Origin of the sequence: Arthrobacter sp. YA7-1, from assembly GCF_025960325.1 — a bacterium.
Lineage (GTDB): Bacteria > Actinomycetota > Actinomycetes > Actinomycetales > Micrococcaceae > Arthrobacter > Arthrobacter bambusae_A.
The window spans coordinates 4,062,386-4,082,554 of sequence record NZ_CP110114.1 but is presented as its reverse complement, the minus strand read 5'-3'; the positions used below and the strand labels follow the sequence as shown (position 1 = coordinate 4,082,554).

Genomic DNA, 20,169 nt, shown 5'->3' with positions numbered 1-20,169 from the left:
GGCGTTTCCGGCAGGTTATCCACATAGCCGACAACATCGGTTCCGTGCCACCGGAGCGCAACGTAGCGTCAATGCCACAACATCAATGGACACAGAGGAGGGCAACATCTTGAGCGGCATTCTTATGGCGGCCGGGGGAACGGATCTGGATTCGCCGCAATGTATTTCACGAGGCGCGGAAATCCAGAAGCTCGGATGGCGGATGAGCGTTTGCGCGGACCAAGCCGACGCAGCCCTTGCAAGGCTGGCTCAGTTGCAACTCGAGCAATGGGAGTCGCCGGCCGGCCGCGCCTATCGGACCACGCTGGCATTACAGGCCGCATCCCTTCGAAGGGGGCGTGACGCCTTGCGCGAGGCCGCTGCGGTGACCCTCCGCCATTCCCGGAATGTGGCGTCGAAACTCCAGCCGGGCCTCTGATGGCCGAGGTTGCTCCCGTCGGCGCGGGCGGAACTCCCCAGCCTCGAACACCCGAGCCGGATGGCAGCTTGCGGATACGCGGCGGAGTGGGCGGAATCCGCTTCCAATTTGAAGAGCTGCTCGCCGGCGCAGCCGCGCTGGACGGGCTCGTGCTCCAACTGCAGGCGATTGAAGTGGAAGCTGAAGCGGTCAAAGTGGCCCTCTTCCCACACCAGGAATCGTCGTACGCGAGCGGGAGCAGCGCAATCATCGCGGTCGGGGAGAGTGGCCGGGAGATTGGGCGGGTCCGCGAACAGCTTCAGCGGATCGGCAAAGGTGTCAGGGCAAGCCACCGTGAATACGGGTTTGCTGAATCACACGCTGCGATCAGGCTGCGAATGGGCATGGGGGTGCCGATCCTCGGGACCGGCCTAAATGCCTTGGACCTTGGCCTGAGGGACGCAACAGAAGGAGCTGTCCGCGATCTGAGCCGGATATTGGAGCAGATGATGGGGCTACCCCCGGCAGCGGCCAACCTTGCAGGGGCGATCGTCGGGCCCACTGATGTCGGCGCCGTCTTGAGGGCAATCGCGGCGGCCCCCGCATTGTCTTTCCTCAGGCCTCGTCCCATTTCAGTCAGCCAGACAGAGACCACCACCAAGAGCGTGGACCTGTCCGCAGCAGGAATGCTCCGGGAACTGGATCACGTCAGTGCCACTTCAGAAGGCGAAATAGAAGTGGTGCGGATAGATAAGGGCGAAGGCAAGGCATGGGTGGTCTTGATTCCGGGCACCCAGCCGGGCAATCCGCCCGGAGGCAACAATCCATTGGACGAGGCCGGGATCGCAGAAGCGCTCGGCTACAACTCGGCGGAAACCAGCAAGGCCATCCGCCAGGCCTTGCTCGAGGCAGGAGCCGCAGCCGGCGAAACGGTGGTGGCAGTGGGCCACAGCCAAGGCGGAATCCATGCCATGAACCTGAGTCAGGACAAAGCCTTCCTCGCCGAGTTTGACCTCAAGTTCGTGGTGACCGCCGGATCACCCGTTGGCGGGATCACCCCTCAGGCCGGGATCGGGAGCCTGCACCTCGAGCACCAACAGGATTGGGTTCCCGGGGCGGACGGCAAAGCGAATCCGGATACCAAAGACCGGGTCACGGTGACCATGACCAATCCGGTGAGCCTGGCACCCGGCGAAGACCAGGGTATCGGCCCGGCGCACAAGCTCTCACGCTACGAGGAAGGGGCAAAACAGGTGCAGCTCAGTTCCGATCCGTCACTCGCGGCCTCCACCGCCACTCTGGGCGGGATACTTGGCGTTGGCGGAGTGGCCAAGGTGAGCCGGTTCAAGCTGAGCCGCGAAGCGACGACGGCCCCGCGGGGAGGGCGATGAGGAAGTGGCCGTGCTTGCTCGCCTCGGGCGCCTTACCGCCTGCTACCGCCCGGAATCCAACTGGCCACCATGGAGATCAGGCTGATGATGATCGCGGCGAGAACCGCTGTCCAGAAGAAACGGTCGATGGTCAGGTGTACCGGCGTGTAGCTGCTGAGCCACGCCGTCAGGGACAGCATGGCCGCGTTGATGACAATCGTGAAGAGCCCGAGGGTGAGGGTAGTGATCGGGAGGGAGAGCAGCCGGACCAAAGGCCGGACCAAGGCATTGACGATCCCGAAAATGAGCCCTATGAAGAGATAGGCAAGTACCACGCCCACGGTGTCGCCGCCCTGGGTGACCCCCGCGTTGCTTACGGCGTTGGTAGTTGCAGAGGTCGAGATATTGAACCCGGGCAGAATCCAGCTGGCAACCCAGAGGGCCAGCCCGTTGATCAGGACACGCACAATGAATGAACCCATACGCCCATGCTTTCACATGCGCCGGCCTTCGCATGCGCCGGCCGGAGAGCTTCCCAGCATGGCCCGGAGGCCTGCAAGTAGGCTGGTGCCATGAATTCTTCTGACAACGCACCGGAGGGCGTGCGTCCCCGCCCGGTTGTGGACAGGCTCCCCAAATATGCTGCAGGCAAGCCTCCCGTAGCGATCGATGGCCTGACCAGTTACAAACTGTCATCCAATGAAAACCCGCTACCCCCGATTCCCGCTGTGCTCGAGGCGATTGCTGACCAGTCGGACATCAACCGATACCCGGACCCGCTGTCCACCAAGCTGCGCACGGCGCTCGCCGACTTCCTGGGTGTCCCCGCTGACGACGTCGTCACAGGTGCCGGAAGCCTCGGAGCCCTGAACCAGATCCTTTCCACCTTTGCCGGGCAGAACCACGACGGCAAATCAGATGAGGTCATCTATGCGTGGCGCTCGTTCGAGGCCTACCCGATCAGCGTAGGGCTGGCAGGGGCTGAGAGCGTCCAGATTCCATTGCTTTCCGACGGCCGCCACGACCTCGAGGCCATGGCGGCCGCTGTCACCGTCCGTACCAAGGTGATTTTGCTCTGCACGCCGAACAACCCCACGGGTCCCATCCTCACCGCCGAGGAAACCGAACGGTTCATCCAGTCAGTGCCGGAGGGCGTCGTGGTTGTCATCGACGAGGCATATCAGGAGTTCGTCCGGAACGAGAACGCCGTGGACGGCATCAAGCTGTACCGCAAGTACCCCAACGTCGTGGTCCTCCGCACCTTCTCCAAGGCGCATGGCCTTGCGGGGCTGCGCGTTGGCTACAGCATTTCCGGCCCGGATCTCACCCAGTACCTGCGCGTCACGGCAACGCCGTTTGCCGTCTCGCAGATCGCCGAACGCGCCGCCATTACTTCGTTGGAGTATTTCGACCAAGTTGTTGAAAGGGTACAAAGCCTGGTCGATGAGCGGGACCGGGTGACCGCAGGACTCCGGGAGCTGGGATGGTTCGTGCCCGAGGCTCAAGGGAACTTCGTGTGGCTGAACCTTGGAGAGAATAGTGCCGAATTTGCCGGACTGGCAGGCGAACGGGCATTGTCCGTGCGGGCCTTCGGCAACGAGGGCGTCCGGGTCAGCATCGGAGAAGTCGAGGCCAATACCCGATTCCTGGAACTCTGTGCGTCCTATACAAAAGCGCCGCAGCCTTCCTAGCGGTTAACAAATGCCCCTGCGTCCCTTACTGCGGATAAAGTAAGGGACGAAAGCCAAGATATGCCGATTCCGGAATGCATTCCGGAATCGGCATATATCAGCGAATATTGCTCAGCATCGGGCTGCGGCAGGCAAGGAGACGGAATGGGCGCAACTCAATTGCCCACCCCCGGGATCAACGGAACGGGACTCGATCGGCAGTCTCCCGTGGGAGGCGCTTCAAGCGATCCCGCTGCCGAGATGATCCAGCTGCTCGGGCCGGACGGCAAGCTAGGTACGGATCCGGTCTTCTCGGACTACGCCAAGCGCCTTGATCCTGAGCAACTCCGGGGCTTCTACGCCGACATGGCCAAGGTGCGCCGCTTCGACCAGGAGGCCACGGCCCTCCAGCGTCAAGGTGAGTTGGCCCTTTGGGTTCCCCTGACGGGCCAGGAAGCCGCCCAGATCGGATCCGGACGCGCCACTCAGCGGCAGGACTACATCTTCCCCACCTACCGGGAACATGGCGTTGCACTGACCCGGGATGTGGATCTGGCGGAGCTCCTGAAGCTGTTCCGCGGAATTTCGAATGGTGGCTGGGATCCCACCGAGAACAACTTCCACCTCTATACCCTCGTGCTTGCGGCGCAGACCCTGCATTCCGTTGGGTACGCCATGGGAATCCAGCGCGACCAGAAACTCGCGGAAGCCAATGGTTCCAACGAGCCGAAGGCTGCCGTTGTGGCCTACTTCGGCGACGGCGCCAGTTCCGAGGGCGACGTCCATGAATCCATGGTCTTCGCGGCGTCCTACAACGCTCCCGTGGTGTTCTTCTGCCAGAACAACCACTGGGCCATCTCAGTCCCCACCGAGGTCCAGACAAAGGTCCCCCTGTTCAACCGGGCCAAGGGATACGGCTTCCCGGGCATCCGAGTGGACGGCAACGACGTCATCGCAGTCCACGCAGTCACGGAGTGGGCGCTTGAACACGCCCGCGAAGGCCGCGGTCCGGTGCTCATTGAGGCCTATACGTACCGTGTTGGCGCGCACACCACGGCGGACGACCCCACGAAGTACCGCGAATCCGCCGAAGAAACCGCCTGGCGGGGCAAGGATCCTTTGGATCGCCTGGAGAAATACCTTCGCAACGAGGGCCTGGCCGACGAAGCTTTCTTTGAGCAAGTCAGGGCTGACGGCGATGAACTCGCTGCCCATGTCCGTAGCACCACCCAAAATCTCCAGGGCCCCCACTTCCGCGAGTCATTCGCCGGGGTCTATGCCGAGCCGCACCCCCTGGTAGCCGAGGAACTTGCTTGGTTCGAGGAATACTCCGCCGGATTCGAAGGCGACGAGGAAGAAGGGGCGGGCAACTGATGACCACCATGACCATTGCCAAGGCCATCAATGAAGGCCTGCGCGCGTCGCTCACCAATAACCCGAAGTCCTTGCTCATGGGCGAAGACATCGGGCCGCTGGGTGGGGTCTATCGCGTGACCGACGGACTGATCAAGGAGTTCGGCGCGGACCGGGTTGTGGATACTCCGCTCGCCGAGTCCGGCATCGTCGGCACGGCCATCGGCCTGGCCTTGCGCGGCTACCGTCCCGTTTGCGAAATCCAGTTCGATGGCTTTGTGTTCCCGGGCTTCAACCAGATCACCACGCAACTGGCCAAGATGCACTCGCGCAGCGGCGGCAAGCTGACTGTTCCCGTGGTCATCCGCATTCCCTACGGTGGCGGGATCGGCTCGATCGAGCATCACTCGGAATCGCCGGAAGCGCTGTTCGCCCACACTGCCGGCCTCCGCATCATCACTCCGTCCAATGCCCACGACGCCTTCTGGATGATCCAGCAGGCCGTTGATTGCACGGACCCGGTCATCTTCTTCGAGCCCAAGCGCCGCTACTGGCTCAAGGGCGAGGTGGACACCGAAAACCCGGGACCGGCGTCGGACCCGTTCAAGGCGCACGTCCTCCGCGAAGGTTCCGACGCAACGATCGTGGCTTACGGGCCGCTGGTACCGGTGGCGCTGGCCGCCGCGGCGGCCGCGGAAGAGGACGGGCGCAGCATCGAGGTGATCGACCTACGCTCGATTTCCCCCATCGACTTCGACACCGTCACCGCTTCGGTCAAGAAGACCGGCCGTCTGATCGTGGCGCACGAAGCCCCGACGTTCGGGGGAATCGGTGGCGAGATCGCTGCGAGGATCAGTGAGCGCGCCTTCCTGCACCTGGAGGCTCCGGTCATCCGTGTGGGCGGTTTCCACATGCCGTATCCCGTGGCGAAGGTGGAAGAGGACTACTTGCCGGACATCGACAAGATCCTCGAAGCCCTGGACCGTTCCCTGGCCTACTAGCCGCCCCTGATTGCACCCGCCCCAACGCGGACGGGCCAGCCGAGATCGAGGACCTAAGTGACTGTTAAGAAATTCAACCTGCCGGATGTCGGCGAAGGCCTGACCGAGGCAGAAATCGTCTCCTGGAAGGTCAAGCCCGGCGACACCGTTGCCATCAACGACGTCATCTGCGAGATCGAGACGGCCAAGTCCCTCGTGGAATTGCCGTCCCCGTATGCCGGCACCGTGGCGGAATTGCTCGTTGCCGAAGGCATCACGGTTGAAGTGGGAACGGCGATTATCGGCATTTCGGACAATGCGCCGGGCGAGACAGCGTCCACGTCAGCCCTTGCTGCGCCGCTCGCCGAACAGCCTGCGGCTCCGAGCGCGGCCGTACCGGCCCCAACCGCCGCGCCTGCGGCGGAACAGGTCTTCGAAGCCTCGATGTACGGCAAGTTGCCCGCCGACGCAGGAACGTCCGACGCCGGAACGTCCGACGGCGGTCCCGCTGGCGGTCCGCTGGTTGGCTCCGGTCCGAAGGCCGACGCCGTCAAGCGCCGCCCGCGCAAGCGCCCGGAAGGCGCTACCGCCGTCCCTGCGGCCGCGGCGAACACGGCACCCGCCGCCGTCGAACGTGTCGCCGTTGAGCCCGCAGTCGAACCCACTGCTCCGGCAAACCAGACACCGGGTCTCGCCGGCCTCGGCGCCACGGTCAGCGGCATCGTCAACCGGGTGTTGGCCAAGCCTCCAGTGCGCAAGATCGCCCGCGACCTGGGGATTGACCTGGCCGACGTCGTTCCCACGGGAGCCCGTGGCGAAGTGACCCGCGAGGACTTGGTCAGCTACCAGTCGCAGCGCGATGCCGAGGTGGACCAAGCGGACAAGTTCTGGGGTGCATCCAAGAAGCCGCAGGATCAGCGGGTGGAACGGATTCCCGTGAAGGGCGTCCGCAAGGCCACCGCCAAGGCCATGGTCGAGTCGGCCTTCACGGCACCGCACGTGAGCATCTTCGTTGACGTCGATGCCAGCCGCACGATGGAATTCGTCAAGCGGCTCAAAGCCTCCAGGGACTTTGAAGGCATCAAGGTATCCCCGCTGCTGATTCTCTCCAAGGCCGTGATTTGGGCTGCGGCGCGCAATCCGAGTGTCAACGCGACCTGGGTGGACAATGCCGACGGCAACGGAAATGCAGAGATCCTCGTCAAGCACTACATGAACCTCGGCATTGCCGCGGCAACCCCGCGCGGGCTCATGGTTCCGAACATCAAGGATGCCCAGGACCTTTCCCTCAAGGAGCTGGCGCTCGCGCTCAATGAGCTAGCCAGCACGGCACGGGCGGGCAAGACCCAGCCTTCGCAAATGCAGGGGGGCTCGCTGACCATCACGAACATCGGCGCCCTGGGCATCGACACTGGAACGCCCATCATCAACCCCGGTGAGGTGGCAATCGTCGCGTTCGGCACCATCAAGCAAAAGCCTTGGGTGCTCGACGGCGAGGTCATCCCCCGCTGGATCACAACGCTCGGCGGTTCGTTCGATCACAGGGTTGTGGACGGGGACCTCTCTGCCCGTTTCATGGCTGACGTCGCGTCAATCCTCGAAGAGCCGGCGCTGCTGCTTGACTGAGCAAATCGGTATCAAGGAAGGGCGGATCGGCGTCAGGGGAGAGCGGCGCCGGGTTGCCCGGACCCTGACGGAAGTCTTCCAGCCGCCCGCCGTCGTATCCGTCCTGCTGCTTATCAGCCCTGCGGTGCAACCGGGTTTCCCGGGGACAATTTGGTTCGGCGTCCTGGGTGCGTTCTTTGTGTGCGTGCTGCCGTTTGCCTACGTCTTGATCATGGTGAGGCTCGGAAAACTCAGCGACCACCACGTCAGCGATCGCGAGGAACGTGCGCCCTTGCTGATGCTTGCGCTCGTGTCCGTGGTTGTGGGGTTGTTGGTCCTCAATCTCATCAACGCTCCAACGAGCGTCTCAGAGATGATCCTTGCACTGATTGGCGGCATCGCTGTGTTGGCCGCCGTCAGCCTCGTGTGGAAAATAAGCGGCCATGCCTCGGCAATTTCCGCGGCCGCAGTGATTGCGGCTCTCATGTTCGGTCCGGCGTGGTTGCCGCTGTTGCTTCTGGTCCCGGCCGTCGGCTGGTCCCGCGTCGTCCTACGGGCACATACTCCCGCCCAGGTCATCGCCGGATCGTTGTTCGGCGGCGTGGTCATCGCGGGACTTTGGTGGGCCCTGCGCGGATGGCTTGGCTAGTAGGACGTGTAGCTGAGCGCGAGGTCGTGCAGTTGCTGGTCGTTCATGCTGCCGATCATTCCAAACGACAACACCATGGCCAGGGCTCCGACTGCGAGCATGGCGGAGGCGACCACAAACAACAATTTCCAGTCGGAGCGAAGGATGCTGCGGAAGGTCTCCGGCATCTGGAGCAGCGGGGAAATCAAGTTCGGGGCACTGTCTACCGAGCCGTCGTCGAGAAGTGCCACGACGCGGTCATTTGTCCGGTCGAAGCGCATGGAACTGATGTGGTTGCCGTGGCGCGCGAGCAGAATGTCGTGTCCGACGCGTTGGCGCGGCTGCAGAGTAAGCAAAAGGGATCCCCTACGGGTTGTTGTGATGGGCGGCTCGCACCCTTGGGGGCCACTTCAATTTTACCGGCGGCATCATAGCCGCCCGGCCTAAATCGGGGTGAGACCGCCCACCACAACGCGTGATCCTGACGACTTACGGTTCGTCCGTCTTGGCGATGTAGACGTCGCACGGCGCGTTGTGCGCCACCGTGTTGGCAACGCTGCCGAGGACCCTGGCCAGTCCCTGCATGCGGCGGTTGCCTACCACGATCACTTGGGCACCCACACGTTCTGCTTCCTTGACGAGGGCCTCTCCGGCTTTGCCGAAGACGGCTCCGTAGCTGGTGGTCAGCTGGTCGGAGGCGAGTTCGGCAGCCACCTTGGCGGCTACCTTTTCCGCAGCGTCGGCGTCGGAGAGGATCCATTTGTCGCCGCCGCTTTCGACGACCTCCACGTGGGCGCCTTCAAAAGCAGTGATGACGCGCAGTTCCGCGCCCAGTGCGGTTGCCAAATTCTTTGCCGAATCGGCTGCCCGCCTTGCTGTTGCGCTACCGTCGACTCCGACGAGGACTATTCCGCTCATATATCTGCTCCTTTGCTGATGACATCGATGGCTTCTTGCAAAACCGGCGCCAATCGGCGGACGCCTTCGGCGATGGACTCCGGTGGCACTGCGCTGAAAGCCAACCTCAGTTTGTTGGATGGTTGGTCGGAGTGCGTGAACGCCGCGCCGGGGATGAACACGACCCCTGCCTCGATGGCCTTCTTGAGCAGCGGATACGTGTCCACGCCATCGGGCAGGGTCACCCAGACGAAGAAGCCACCCTCGGGCCTGGTCCAGCTAAGGCCGGAAGGCATGTGCTCTTCCAGCGCCACCAACAGGGCATTGCAGCGTTCCTCGTACAGGGCCCGATAGGTGTCAATCTGCCCGCGCCAGTCGTAGTCGCGGAGATATGCCGAGATGATCATCTGGTTCAGGGTGGGAGGGCACAACGTCACGGCTTCCGACGCCAGGTAGAAACGCCGCTGCAAGTGCTCGGGTACCAAGGCCCATCCGATACGCAGTCCCGGGGCAAAGATCTTCGAGAACGAGCCCATGTAGATGACGTCGTGTTCATTCGCGGCCCGCATTGGCTCCAGCGGCTTGCCGTCGAAGCGCAAGAGACCGTAGGGGTTGTCCTCGAGCACCAGGATATTCGCATTGCGGCATATATCGACGATGCGCTGACGCCTCGCCGGAGCAAGCGTGATGCCGGAGGGGTTGTTGAAGTTGGGGATCGTGTACAGGAACTTGATGGTTTTGCCCTGGGCCTGAAGGGCCGCGATCTTGGCTTCGAGGAGTTCCGGAACCAGTCCGTCGTCGTCCATGTCCACTGTCTCAACCTGGACCTGGTACGCCTCGAAGGTGTTCAGCGCGCCCACGTAGGTGGGGTTTTCCACGAGGACAACGTCGCCCGGATTGCAGAAGACCTTCGTAGCCACGTCCTGCGCCGACTGGGAACCGGCGGTGATGATCACGTTCTCCGGCCGGGCGTCCAAGATGCCCTCGGCGGCCATGATTTCGCAAATCTGCGTGCGTAGTTCCTCGGTGCCTTGTCCGCCGCCATACTGAAGCGCCGTCATACCGTCTTCCGCAATGATGCGGGCGGCGGTTTGGCCGAGCTTCTCGAGGGGGAGGGACTGCAGATAGGGGTTTCCGCCAGCGAGGGACACGAGTCCCGGCCGCATTGAGATGTCGAAGACGTCACGCACGGCGGACTGCTTGATGTTGGCGGCGCGCTCCGAGAAAAGATCCTCGTGGCGGTGGGCGGCAGTTGCTGCTCGCTCTATTGCGTCGATTGCTTCCGCGGGCAACTCGGGCCCGGCATCCAATGTTTCGTGGGTCACAGTGAAAGGATACTCCCCGGAGTTGCCAACTGAGCAACGGATGTTTCATCTCGAATTTGCGATTCCCGGTGCGAAGCGCTTTACGTCCGGACGCAGGAAGGCTGGAATAGAGCCATGACGACGCATCCCGAACTCGAATCCAAGGCGCTCCGCTTCCACGAGCTGCACGCCGTGCCTCATGCGCCGTTGGTGCTGGTGAATGCGTGGGATGCGGCATCTGCGCTGATGGTTGAGGAAGCGGGAGCGGCGGCGGTGGCCACCTCCAGCTCGGCCGTCTCCTGGAGCTTGGGGTACCGGGACGGCGACCACCTTCCACGGCAACTCGCGATGGAAGCGCTGTCGCGAATCGCCCGGGCCACCCGCTTGCCTGTGACCGCGGATATCGAGACTGGCTACGGGCGTACTGACGAGGAACTCCAGGCCACGGTTCGAGCGGTGCTGGACGCGGGCGCCGTCGGGATCAATATCGAGGACTCGGCGGACGAACCGCTGAGCGAGATCGCCGAACAGTCCAGGCGCATCGCGCTGATCAGGCAGACCGCCGAGGATGCGGGTGTCGGGCTGTTCATCAACGCGCGCACGGACACATATTGGTCCGGAAAGTTTCCGGATAGCGCATATGAGGAAACGCTACGTCGTGCGGATGCCTATCAGCGAGCAGGGGCGGACGGAATATTCGTGCCCGGGCTGGCGGATCTCCATATTCTTCACGAACTTTCCCGGCGGATCAGCGTGCCGCTCAATGCGCTGGCAGGCTTGGGTTCGCCGTCGCCCGGAGAATTGCACGACGTCGGTGTGCGGCGAATCAGCATTGGCGGCAGCACTGCCAGGGCCGCGTACGCGAAGGTCTCGAGGCTTGCCCGGGAGGTCCTTGGGGACGGAAACTGGTCGGGCCTCGCCGGCACACGGAGCTACGCAGACATGGATGCGCTATTCGAGTGATTGGCCGCCTGGGCGCAAACTCAGGACGTCCGCGAGGGTGTTCCCGTCAATGTAGATGGCGGCCTGGGATGCTCCCGTGGCCTCCACTGCGGTCTGCGCGAGTTGGGTTTCGATCCGCGTTTGCTCGCACAAGCCTTCGGGGCGAAGCGACCCACTCAGGTTCACGACGGCGGTGGTGCCGTCGAGGTAGCCCGAAACGTAGTGCAGCGCGGAGCCCGAGAGTGCGTTGTACAAGCCTGCCCGGGACGCGGTGTCGTCGGGCGCCAGAAGTTGCCCCATGGCCACGGCGAGCGGGTCGCTGCCGGAAGGGGAGGTGACTTGGATGGCCACGAGGCTGTCGTCGCAACCGAACCGCGCACCGTGGTTGCCGCCGTCGCCGATAGCCACGAAAAACACGGTGGTTCCGGTCGATTCGCCGACGCTTGGGAGGGGCGCGGGAACCGGCCCTGTTGCCGGTTCCTGCGGGCTCGCCTTGGTTGGCAGCGACGCCGCGGGTGGCGGGTTGAAATACGGGGGAGGGGCGGGGAGGGGGGCGGGAACCGGGCCGATGACCGGTTTTTGCGTCCCGTGGACGAAGCCGGGTGAGGCCGGTTGCGCGGAGCCTGACCCGACCGTAGTGCCGCCGTCGGGGGAAGCGCAGCCAGCCAGGCAGAGCGCGAGCGACAGGCACAGCGCAGCGATCGCCGTCGTCGTGCCTTTCGCGCCGCGCCTGACCCCCATGACAGCCCCGCTCCTGCCCTGATCACTTCTGGTGCTTGTAAGTCAACGTTACGGCTGGCCGCCCAGGCGTGGGCCGCTCCGCCCATGACGGTTCGGCCTCAGCTCCGTCACGGAATGGTAGCGGCGCGGTGACGCTTTTGCTTGGGTGGCGAAGCCGTTCCAGCTAGTCCGTTCCCTTGATCTTTCTCCAGCCACCTGTGCGGTTGTTCGCCGCGATCTGCCGCAGCATGGTGATGAGGGGCGCACGCGGAATCGGCTCGTGCCGGTGGAAGGTGATCATCCGGGCGGTCTTGTTGTCGTGTCCCGAGGTGATGATGTTGTCCGGGTCGGGGACGATTGCGCCGTCGTACAGGAACAGGTTGACGTGGTCCTTGGCTGCCAGCAGCGCGCAAACGTTGCCGTCGAGGACGAAATAAGGCCGGGTGCGACGCTTGATCGTTTCGACGATGCCGGGCTCGGCTTCATGGATGAGGTCCCGTAGTTGCTCGGCAATGTCGCGTTGCCAATCCGGGAGGGCCTCAAGGTAGGCGTCGACCTCGGCATGGCGGTTGTAATCGGCCATGCCGACATCGTATCGACAAAGAATGCCCCCGCCCACGCATCAACGGCGGGACGGGGCATTCTTGGGATATCGGAGGACTAGGCTGCCACTTCTTCCTGGACGGCGGTCAGCGGCTCGAAGATGGCCTTGATCTGCTCGACAACTTCGGCGTCGTCCTTCGGGTGCAGTTCAGCGAAGCGGATCATGGAGCCGGGAACGGCAAGCTTGACGTCTTCGAGGACCTTGGCGCCGGCGATGCCGGCTGCCTTGCGGGCCTCGTCCTGCGCCCAGACGCCGCCGAACTGGCCGAACGCGGTGCCGACGACGGCGGTGGGCTTGCCTGCCAGCGCACCGGCGCCGAATGGGCGGGACAGCCAGTCGATGGCGTTCTTGAGCGATGCCGGCATGGTGCCGTTGTGTTCCGGCGTGACCAAGAGGATCGCGTCAGCTTCGGCAGCCGCAGCGCGGAGGGCCGCGGCTTCGGCGGGAACCTGGCCTTCGACGTCGATGTCTTCGTTGTAGAACGGGATGTTGCCGAGGGAGCCGTGGATCTGTACTTCGACGTTTTCGGGGGCGTTGAGCTGGATGGCTTCGGCGAGCTTGCGGTTATGGGAATCGGCGCGGAGGCTGCCAACAAGGGCGAGAACGGTGTTCTTGGACATGGGAACTCCTTGGGTCTGGCCGCGGACGGTGCCGCAGGCGCTCGGTTGTGGAGGCTTTTGCTGCCTTCGTAGATTCTAAACGGACTGCGGTCCGCTTAATATTCCCAAGGCTAGAATGTTTTTGTGAGCCTCATCCCCATCCGGCCCGGTTCGCCTTTCGGGACACAGCCGGAGCGCAGTGACGCCGCGCGTAACCGCGAACGGCTCCTTCGAGCTGCCAGGGACCTAGTGGCCGAACATGGAGTGGATGCCGTCACGATGGACATGCTCGCGTGCCGGGCCGACGTCGGGAAGGGAACGGTCTTCCGCCGGTTCGGCAGCCGCGCGGGACTCATGATGACCCTCCTGAGCGACGCCGAAGCGGAATTCCAGCGCGAGTTCATCTTCGGTCCACCGCCGCTCGGCCCCGGAGCGCCCCCATGTGAACGCCTCATTGCCTTCGGCGAAGCGCGCATCAAGTATGTCGAAGAATACGGAGAGCTGGCCCGTGCCGCGGCCGAGCATTCCCCGCAAAACCGGCACGACGCGCCGCCGGTCGTGTTGTGGCACCGGCACATCGAGATGCTGCTGAGGGAAGCGGGCCTGGACCGCGATCCTTGGCTTCTGGCTCTTTCGCTCGGCGCCACCCTCGATCCTGAGCGGATCCTCCACGCCCTCCGCGCGCATGGAGTCCCGGCGGAGCGACTGGCGGCATCGTGGCGGGAACTCGTCACGCGCCTGCTGAAAGACTGCTGACATAACCTTCGCCCGACTACCTTGGCCCGGTAGCGTAGCGGCATGACCCTCACACCGATCCGCACCGCCGTCGTCGGCTATGGCCTTTCCGGCAGCGTCTTCCACGCGCCGTTCATCGCGGCCAATCCCGCGTATTCGCTCGAGGTGATCGCGACTTCGGACGCGGGCCGTCAGGCCAAAGCCCAGGAGCGGCATCCCGGCACGAGGATCGTGAACGGCCCGGAGGACGTCTTGGCGCTCGCCGGCGAACTGGACCTCGTGGTGCTCGGCACTCCGCCCGCGACCCATCATCCGCTCGCGAAGGCCGCGCTGGAAGCCGGGCTCGACGTCGTCGTGGACAAGCCGTTTGCCGTGACCAGCACGCAAGGGCACGAGCTGATCGAGCTGGCCGCGCGGCTGGGCCGCGTGCTTACTGTCTATCAAAACCGCCGCTGGGACGGCGACGCCCTCACCGTGAAGAAGCTGCTCGACGCCGGGACGCTGGGCGAGGTGATGCGCTGCGAAGCTTCGATGGAGCGTTGGGCGCCCGAAATCAGCAAGGCGTGGAAGGCTGGTGCCACAGCCGACGACGGTGGTGGGCTGCTCTTCGACCTCGGAACCCACCTGCTGGACCTGGCTGTGCAGATGTTCGGGCCTGCTGAAGTCATCCATGCCGAAATCCTGGCCCGAAGGCCTCAGGAAAAAGCCGATGACGACGTCTTCCTGGTCCTCAAGCATGCTTCCGGCGTGATCAGCCACGTCGCCATGAACGTCAACAGCCAGCTTCACGCTCCGCGCTTCCGCGTCCTGGGCAGCAAGGGCGGCTTCGTGAAGTTCGGGATCGATCCGCAGGAACCGTTCATCGTGTCGGGCGGCCGGCCCACGGACGGCGCCTACGGCGTCGACGATCCGCACCACTACGGAACCCTGGAAATCGACGGCGTGCGGAGCACGGTACCCACCGAGCGCGGCGCCTACCAGGAGTTCTACCGGATCCTTGGGGAGAAGATCGCCGACGGCGGTGCCGCCTCCGCCTTGCCGCTCCCCGTGGATCCGGCTGGCCCAGTCGAGGTACTCAAGCTGATTGAGCAGGCCAGGACACTGGCCTGAAAGTTTTTTTGAATCGGGCGTAACCTCGCCGGGACCGTCAGCGATGTAAGGGGAGTGTGGGCAACGTCCGCACTGATCATCCAGTAGCGACACGACCGCTGCCGGAGCAGTCCCAAAACGTTTGTCGGAGGGTTTCATGTCCTTGTTCACTGTCCTTGCCACCAGCAAAATCGCCGCCGGCGTCCTTGCCGCCGGAGCTGTAGCGGTTGGCGGAACCGGCGTCGCAGCCTTCAACGGAGCGCTTCCCAACGATATGCAGAAGAGCGCCCACGAGCTGCTCGGAGCCCCGGCTCCGACCGCGTCAAAAGCAGCCGATTCCGCAGAGTCCAAGACGGCCGACGCGTCACAGATGGCAACGTCCAAGGCCACTGACGCTGCTGCCGACGCCAAGTCCAAGGCCACGGACGCCGTCGATGATGCAAAGTCCAAGGCTGCCGCAGCAGCTGCGTCTGCCAAGGCCACCTCGCCGGACGCGTTCGGTCTTTGCACCGCTCTCCTCAACGGCGGCGTGAAGGCCGACACCAAGGTGCCTGGCTACTCGTCACTCGTCGTTGCAGCTGGCGGAGAGGCCAACGTCAACGCACACTGCGCCACTGTGGTGAGCGAAGGCAAGGCTGCCGGCTTGAAGGCTGACGGATCCGCTTCCGCCAAGGTCGACGCAAATGGAAACGCCGCATTGCCTGCTGTGCCTGCTGTTCCCGCAGTTCCGTCTGCACCGGCCGTCCCCGCTGTACCGGCCGTCCCGGCTGTGCCGTCCCACGTTCCGACCGCACCGGTGCACGTGCCGTCCGATTCTGTCAGCCCGTAACACTGCGGCTACGCTTGAACGGCGGGGCTCCTTGGCTAAATGACAAGGAGCCCCGCGACGCAACAGACTGCGGCGGTGGTCGTTTCCCAGGCCAGGGACGATGACCCCGCTGCGTGGGATGGAGGGGTCGCGGGTGCTTGACCCTTTGGCTGATGAATACTTGCAGGCGGATGAAGAAGATCCCGCACTGCTCTTCACGGCTGCCTACAACGAGTTTTCCGGACCGGTATTTGGATACCTGCGCGCCCGCGGCGTAGACGATCCGGAAGCAGTTACCCAGGACGTGTTCCTGGCTCTCTATCCCAAACTGGATTCCCTCCGAGGAGGACTCCAGGGGGCCAGGACCTTGCTCTTCTCCATAGCGCACGCGCGAATGGTGGATCACTACCGCAAGCGTGAACGCACACCTGATTCCGCCCCGTATGAAGCCGACCTGGATGCGCGAAGCGCGCCTTCGGCCGAGGACCAGGCATTCGGGCACGGGGAAGGCCTGGGAGTGACGGAGCTCCTGGCCGACCTCAACCCCGACTACCGGGAGGTCCTTGCACTACGGGTCGTTGCCGACCTGTCGTTGGAAGAAACAGCGGCCATCATGGGCAAGTCCCAAGGAGCCGTGAAGCAGTTGCAGCGCAGGGCATTGAGTGCACTAAGAGAACGTGCACTACTAAGGAATGGCACATCATGAGCGAAAAATCCGCATCCTTCGGGGAGCAAGGCGTTGACCGCCTGCTCGCTGAAGCCGGGCTCGACGAAGCATACGAGATCCGGACAGAGCTGCTGGAACTGCGCGCCCTGGCGAGCACCCGGCCGCAGCCATCGGCAGCTGTGCAAGCCTTGATGGCTCCCGGCCGCGTGGCGATCATGCCTGTCTCCGATGCCGGGGCGGCCGAGGCCGTTACCTCTGGAGAGACGGCTTCCGGCGCCGCGGCTGCTCCTGTAGATGAACTGGCCGCTCGTCGCCGCAAAAAGGGCCGTTTGACCTTCGCCGCCGTTGCCGTTGCGGCTTCCCTCGCCGCCGGGGCTACCGCCGCGGCTGCGTCCGAGGGCGGCATTCCAGGAACGATTGAACACTTGGGCGCCGTGGTGGGGTCGGTCGTCGCCCAGCTCACCCCTGGATCGGGCGGGAACGCTCCGCAACAGCAGGGAACGCGCCCGGAGCCAGGTCCTGTGCCTACCCGGGGGGCGGGCAATCCTGCGTCGCCTTCCCCGGAGTCGTCCAGCCCTGATGTACAAGGCAACAACACGCATCCATCGCCACGCGCGACTCCCAGCCATATCGCTTCAGGGTCCGACTCGGATCCGCGCAAGGGACTGCAAGACGTCGCCAAAGGCCGCTCCGGACCCATCACGATCCCGACGCCGGTGGTCCCATCGCCGACGCTGCCGTTGCCTCAGCCCGTTCCCTCCGAGATCCTCCCGGGCAACCCGGTCAAGCCGTAGCCGGCGGCGCGCGCGCCGGGACTGTCCGTTTAACGGTGGATTCGGGATTGGCATTTAGTTGATTCTTCCTTCGAAGGTGATGGCGAAGGCGTTGAGGGCCGGCTTCCATCGCATGGCCCATCGTGCCCTGCCTTTGCCGGCCGGGTCCAGTGCCCGGGTTGCCAGGTAAAGGCACTTCAGGGCTGCCTGCTCCGTCGGGAAGTGACCTCTGGCCCGGACCGCGCGCCGGTAGCGGGCGTTGAGCGATTCGATCGCGTTCGTGCTGCAAATGACCCGCCGGATTTCGACGTCATAGTCCAGGAACGGCACGAATTCACTCCACGTGTTCTCCCACAGCCGGGTGATCGCCGGGTACTGCCGACCCCATTTGGCGGAGAACTCCACGAAACGTTCCTTGGCTGCGGCCTCGGACGGTGCCGTGTAGACCGGGCGCAGGTCACGTGCCACTTCGTCCCGGTACTGCCGGGCCGCGAAGCGGAAGGTGTTGCGGATCAGATGGACAATGCAGGTCTGGACCACGGCCCGCTCCCAGACGGTGTTGATGGCCTCGGGCAGGCCTTTGAGCCCGTCGCAGACGCTGATGCAGACATCCTCTACGCCCCGGTTCTTGATCTCAGTCAGCACGGAGAGCCAGAACTTGGCGCCTTCCCCGCCGTCGCCTGCCCACAGGCCCAGGATGTCCCGCTCACCGCCGGTGCTCACCCCGATCGCGACATAGACCGGGCGGTTCGTGACCTGCCCGTCGCGGATCTTGACGTGAATCGCGTCAATGAACACCACCGGGTAGACCCGGTCCAGGGGCCGGTTCTGCCACTCGACCATCTCGGCAATGACCTTTTCAGTGATCCGGGAGATCGTGTCCTTCGAAACTCTCGCGCCGTAGACATCATCGAAGTGGGCGGCGATTTCCCCGGTCGTGAGCCCCTTCGCGCTCAGCGACAACACGATCTCGTCCACCCCGGTCAGGCGCCGCTGCCGTTTCTTGATGATCTGCGGCTCGAACGTCGAACCGGTGTCCCTCGGCACATCGATCTCTACCGGCCCGATCTCCGTCAGCACCGTCTTCGTGCGTGTGCCGTTGCGGGAATTTCCGCTCCCGCGCCCGGCTACATCGTGCTTCTCGTAACCCAGGTGGTCCTCCATCTCCGCCTCCAGGGCGGTTTCAAGGACGTTTTTCGTTAGTCGGTTCAACAGCCCGTCGGGTCCGACGAGCTCAATTCCCTGCTCCTTGGCCTGGGCCAGAAGCTGCTGCGCCAACTCGTGCTGATCCACATCAGTCGCCATGGGATCCAGTGTTTCGCTCACAGTCAGTCCTCCCCGCCAGGCACGCTGCCCGGCGTGTCAGGCCAACCCTGAATCCACCGTTATTCAGACACTCCCCGCGCGCCTGAGCCGCTCAGGGGCGTTTAGTTCGGTGACGTGGGCGTACTTCAGTGCCTTTGCTTGGTGTCGTAGCCGGCGTCGGTGGCGTCCGGAATGCGGAGGGTTTGTGCCTTGTATCCCGATTCCTGGCAGGGGCGGGGCTGTTGATTGGTAGGTATGACCGGTGGGGGTGCGGATGTCGAGGACATGCCGCTTCCCGATACCGGTTGTTGCTGTCCAGCCGTTGAGTTCTTTGGTGTGGTTGCAGGCTTCGCAGAGTCCTGCCCCGTTGGTCAGGTTGGTGGTGCCGCCGTGGTGCCAGGGGATGATGTGGTCGATGTGTCTGATGGGTGCGTCGCAGTAGGGGGTGCGGCAGGTGTCGTCGCGGGCCTGGATGAAGCGCCGCAGCCCGGGCGGGAAGAGCCGGGCGCGGGAGTCGACGCCGACCAGTTCCCCGGTTGCGGGTGCGGTGTAGAGGCGCCGGAGCCAGACCTTCAATTCGTGATTGTGGCCGGGACCTGTTTGGCCGTCCTCGGTCTGACCTGGAGCGGACGTTCCATGGCCGCTGCTGTCGTTGAGGAGTTTCCGTGCCCAGCCGGCGGGGACGATGCCGTAGCCGGGGAGCCGGGCTGGTTCGGCGTCGCTTTGGAAGAGGGTGCGGTCGGTCATGACGAGCTGGACCTCGACCCCGCTGATCCCTGCGGGGGTGCCGGTGGTGCGTTCGACCAAGGTGTCGGCCATGATCTGTCCCCGGGTGCGGGTGTCCTCTCCGGCGTTGCGGAGGGTGTCGGCGTGCCGGGACAGGGCAGCGTGCACGGCCACTCCTTGGGCGACGGGAAGCAGCGCGGTCAGGTAGGTCATGGTGTCCGGTGCCGGGCGGAGGCTGACGTGCCGTTCGGTGGCGGCGTGGCTGGCGCGTTGGGTGACGGTGCGGGGGTCCCGCCGGTAGGCCGCGGCCCGGGCGGCCGCGAGGATGGCTTTGTCTCCGGCGCCGTCGAAGGTGCCGGTGTCGGCGGCGAGTTCCTCGTCCACGGCGCAGCGGTCCTCGGCGGACAGGCAGGCTGTTTCCTTCACGAGCAGGGTGGCGCGCCACTCGTTCAACTGCCCGGTATTCAAGGCTGCGAGGGTGCGCGGCATTTCGGTGACCAGCGCCTTCGCGAGTCCGAGGAGCCGGGATCCTTTGGCGGGGGATTCCCGCCGGGCCAAAGCCACCTGGGCTGCGACGCCGCGTCCGCGTTCGTCGGCCGGGACACCGGCCGCGGCGTCGGCGCTGCGCTGGACGGCATCGAACGCCACCGCGATCCTCGCCTGCGCGGCCGCTGCCGCGGACTTCAAGTCTTCCAGGGCACGCAACTGGTTGATCAATTCGGCGCGGTCGGAACCTGGCCGAAGCGAAGCAACGGCGCCGATCAGCTCGTGCACGCGGACGCCCGGCACGGCAGCCTCCGGACCCGCACCGCCCGAAGGCGCACCCGATCCGATCAGCTGCGTTCCCCGAATACCGACCATAACCAAAGCATTTCAGGGACCTCCGACATTTTTAGGCCGAAAAGACCCGTCCAAGCGAAAGAACCGAAAAAATTTTGAAAATTTTTGGGAAGGGCAAAGAAAGTGCCACCGACGTTAGCTGCATCCCTTCTTGATC

The 20,169-nt window shown here is 64.2% G+C and carries 22 protein-coding genes; 13 read left to right on the top strand and 9 right to left on the bottom strand.

What is annotated here, in order from left to right:
• The first annotated feature begins 109 nt into the window (after nucleotides 1–109).
• Both OIT41_RS19095 and OIT41_RS19090 read left to right on the top strand, forming a co-directional pair.
• On the top strand, nucleotides 110–418 hold the full coding sequence (locus OIT41_RS19095; RefSeq protein WP_241709742.1) for a hypothetical protein: 309 nt from the start codon (nucleotides 110–112) through the stop codon (nucleotides 416–418).
• Nucleotides 418–1,788 carry a hypothetical protein gene (locus OIT41_RS19090; RefSeq protein WP_241709741.1) on the top strand — a complete coding sequence of 457 codons (1,371 nt, stop codon included), beginning with the start codon at nucleotides 418–420 and terminating at the stop codon, nucleotides 1,786–1,788. Before OIT41_RS19095 ends, OIT41_RS19090 begins: the two co-directional genes overlap by 1 nt.
• 32 nt (nucleotides 1,789–1,820) lie before the next feature.
• Here the strand turns inward: OIT41_RS19090 and OIT41_RS19085 are convergent, their stop codons facing one another.
• Nucleotides 1,821–2,249 carry a phage holin family protein gene (locus OIT41_RS19085; protein WP_241709740.1) on the bottom strand — a complete coding sequence of 143 codons (429 nt, stop codon included), beginning with the start codon at nucleotides 2,247–2,249 and terminating at the stop codon, nucleotides 1,821–1,823.
• A gap of 90 nt (nucleotides 2,250–2,339) precedes the next feature.
• On the opposite strand from OIT41_RS19085, the gene OIT41_RS19080 reads away from it, so the two are divergent.
• The 5 genes from OIT41_RS19080 to OIT41_RS19060 all read left to right on the top strand — a co-directional run bounded on the left by OIT41_RS19080 (nucleotide 2,340) and on the right by OIT41_RS19060 (nucleotide 8,024).
• On the top strand, nucleotides 2,340–3,458 hold the full coding sequence (locus OIT41_RS19080) for a histidinol-phosphate transaminase (RefSeq protein ID WP_241709739.1): 1,119 nt from the start codon (nucleotides 2,340–2,342) through the stop codon (nucleotides 3,456–3,458).
• A 144-nt stretch (nucleotides 3,459–3,602) separates the two neighbouring features.
• A complete protein-coding gene (gene pdhA / locus OIT41_RS19075; RefSeq protein ID WP_241709738.1) occupies nucleotides 3,603–4,811 on the top strand; it encodes a pyruvate dehydrogenase (acetyl-transferring) E1 component subunit alpha in 1,209 nt (402 codons plus the stop codon).
• Nucleotides 4,811–5,791 (top strand): alpha-ketoacid dehydrogenase subunit beta, encoded by a 981-nt coding sequence (locus OIT41_RS19070; RefSeq protein ID WP_241709737.1) that lies wholly within the window; start codon nucleotides 4,811–4,813, stop codon nucleotides 5,789–5,791. Before pdhA ends, OIT41_RS19070 begins: the two co-directional genes overlap by 1 nt.
• Before the next feature lie 57 nt (nucleotides 5,792–5,848).
• On the top strand, nucleotides 5,849–7,396 hold the full coding sequence (locus OIT41_RS19065) for a dihydrolipoamide acetyltransferase family protein (protein WP_241709736.1): 1,548 nt from the start codon (nucleotides 5,849–5,851) through the stop codon (nucleotides 7,394–7,396).
• Nucleotides 7,389–8,024 carry a phosphatase PAP2 family protein gene (locus OIT41_RS19060; RefSeq protein WP_241709735.1) on the top strand — a complete coding sequence of 212 codons (636 nt, stop codon included), beginning with the start codon at nucleotides 7,389–7,391 and terminating at the stop codon, nucleotides 8,022–8,024. Before OIT41_RS19065 ends, OIT41_RS19060 begins: the two co-directional genes overlap by 8 nt.
• Here OIT41_RS19060 and OIT41_RS19055 read toward each other — a convergent pair.
• From OIT41_RS19055 to OIT41_RS19045, 3 genes are all read right to left on the bottom strand, one after another.
• A complete protein-coding gene (locus OIT41_RS19055) occupies nucleotides 8,021–8,359 on the bottom strand; it encodes a hypothetical protein (protein WP_078107232.1) in 339 nt (112 codons plus the stop codon). The two genes, OIT41_RS19060 and OIT41_RS19055, sit on opposite strands and share 4 nt — an antisense overlap.
• Before the next feature lie 133 nt (nucleotides 8,360–8,492).
• Nucleotides 8,493–8,921: a universal stress protein gene (locus tag OIT41_RS19050; RefSeq protein ID WP_241709734.1), complete on the bottom strand. Its 429-nt coding sequence runs from the start codon at nucleotides 8,919–8,921 to the stop codon at nucleotides 8,493–8,495.
• On the bottom strand, nucleotides 8,918–10,225 hold the full coding sequence (locus OIT41_RS19045) for a PLP-dependent aminotransferase family protein (RefSeq protein WP_241709733.1): 1,308 nt from the start codon (nucleotides 10,223–10,225) through the stop codon (nucleotides 8,918–8,920). The genes OIT41_RS19050 and OIT41_RS19045 overlap by 4 nt, the downstream gene beginning before the upstream one ends.
• Nucleotides 10,226–10,339: 114 nt before the next feature.
• Between OIT41_RS19045 and OIT41_RS19040 the strand changes: the two genes are divergently transcribed.
• Nucleotides 10,340–11,167: an isocitrate lyase/PEP mutase family protein gene (locus tag OIT41_RS19040; protein WP_241709732.1), complete on the top strand. Its 828-nt coding sequence runs from the start codon at nucleotides 10,340–10,342 to the stop codon at nucleotides 11,165–11,167.
• On the opposite strand, the gene OIT41_RS19035 is transcribed toward OIT41_RS19040, so the two are convergent.
• From OIT41_RS19035 to OIT41_RS19025, 3 genes are all read right to left on the bottom strand, one after another.
• Complete coding sequence (locus OIT41_RS19035) at nucleotides 11,156–11,887, bottom strand: GerMN domain-containing protein (protein WP_241709731.1); 732 nt, start codon at nucleotides 11,885–11,887, stop codon at nucleotides 11,156–11,158. The genes OIT41_RS19040 and OIT41_RS19035 overlap by 12 nt on opposite strands.
• 163 nt (nucleotides 11,888–12,050) lie before the next feature.
• Nucleotides 12,051–12,449, bottom strand: a complete 399-nt coding sequence (locus OIT41_RS19030) for a DUF1801 domain-containing protein (RefSeq protein WP_241709730.1) — start codon at nucleotides 12,447–12,449, stop codon at nucleotides 12,051–12,053.
• Between the two features lie 77 nt (nucleotides 12,450–12,526).
• Nucleotides 12,527–13,090: an NAD(P)H-dependent oxidoreductase gene (locus tag OIT41_RS19025; RefSeq protein ID WP_078107237.1), complete on the bottom strand. Its 564-nt coding sequence runs from the start codon at nucleotides 13,088–13,090 to the stop codon at nucleotides 12,527–12,529.
• 123 nt (nucleotides 13,091–13,213) lie between these two features.
• Between OIT41_RS19025 and OIT41_RS19020 the strand changes: the two genes are divergently transcribed.
• The 5 genes from OIT41_RS19020 to OIT41_RS19000 all read left to right on the top strand — a co-directional run bounded on the left by OIT41_RS19020 (nucleotide 13,214) and on the right by OIT41_RS19000 (nucleotide 17,162).
• Nucleotides 13,214–13,825, top strand: coding sequence for a TetR/AcrR family transcriptional regulator (locus tag OIT41_RS19020; protein ID WP_241709729.1), 612 nt, complete (start codon nucleotides 13,214–13,216; stop codon nucleotides 13,823–13,825).
• A gap of 42 nt (nucleotides 13,826–13,867) precedes the next feature.
• Nucleotides 13,868–14,914, top strand: coding sequence for a Gfo/Idh/MocA family oxidoreductase (locus OIT41_RS19015; RefSeq protein ID WP_241709728.1), 1,047 nt, complete (start codon nucleotides 13,868–13,870; stop codon nucleotides 14,912–14,914).
• Nucleotides 14,915–15,050: 136 nt separating this feature from the next.
• Nucleotides 15,051–15,722: a hypothetical protein gene (locus tag OIT41_RS19010; protein WP_241709727.1), complete on the top strand. Its 672-nt coding sequence runs from the start codon at nucleotides 15,051–15,053 to the stop codon at nucleotides 15,720–15,722.
• Between the two features lie 133 nt (nucleotides 15,723–15,855).
• The gene (locus OIT41_RS19005; RefSeq protein ID WP_241709781.1) at nucleotides 15,856–16,407 is read left to right on the top strand and encodes an RNA polymerase sigma factor; all 552 of its coding nucleotides are present in this window, start codon (nucleotides 15,856–15,858) and stop codon (nucleotides 16,405–16,407) included.
• Nucleotides 16,404–17,162 carry a hypothetical protein gene (locus OIT41_RS19000; protein ID WP_241709726.1) on the top strand — a complete coding sequence of 253 codons (759 nt, stop codon included), beginning with the start codon at nucleotides 16,404–16,406 and terminating at the stop codon, nucleotides 17,160–17,162. Before OIT41_RS19005 ends, OIT41_RS19000 begins: the two co-directional genes overlap by 4 nt.
• Before the next feature lie 54 nt (nucleotides 17,163–17,216).
• On the opposite strand, the gene OIT41_RS18995 is transcribed toward OIT41_RS19000, so the two are convergent.
• Nucleotides 17,217–18,446 (bottom strand): IS256 family transposase, encoded by a 1,230-nt coding sequence (locus OIT41_RS18995; RefSeq protein WP_241709780.1) that lies wholly within the window; start codon nucleotides 18,444–18,446, stop codon nucleotides 17,217–17,219.
• An 84-nt stretch (nucleotides 18,447–18,530) separates the two neighbouring features.
• Nucleotides 18,531–20,033 carry an HNH endonuclease gene (locus OIT41_RS18990; RefSeq protein WP_264637090.1) on the bottom strand — a complete coding sequence of 501 codons (1,503 nt, stop codon included), beginning with the start codon at nucleotides 20,031–20,033 and terminating at the stop codon, nucleotides 18,531–18,533.
• Between the last annotated feature and the right edge of the window lie 136 nt (nucleotides 20,034–20,169).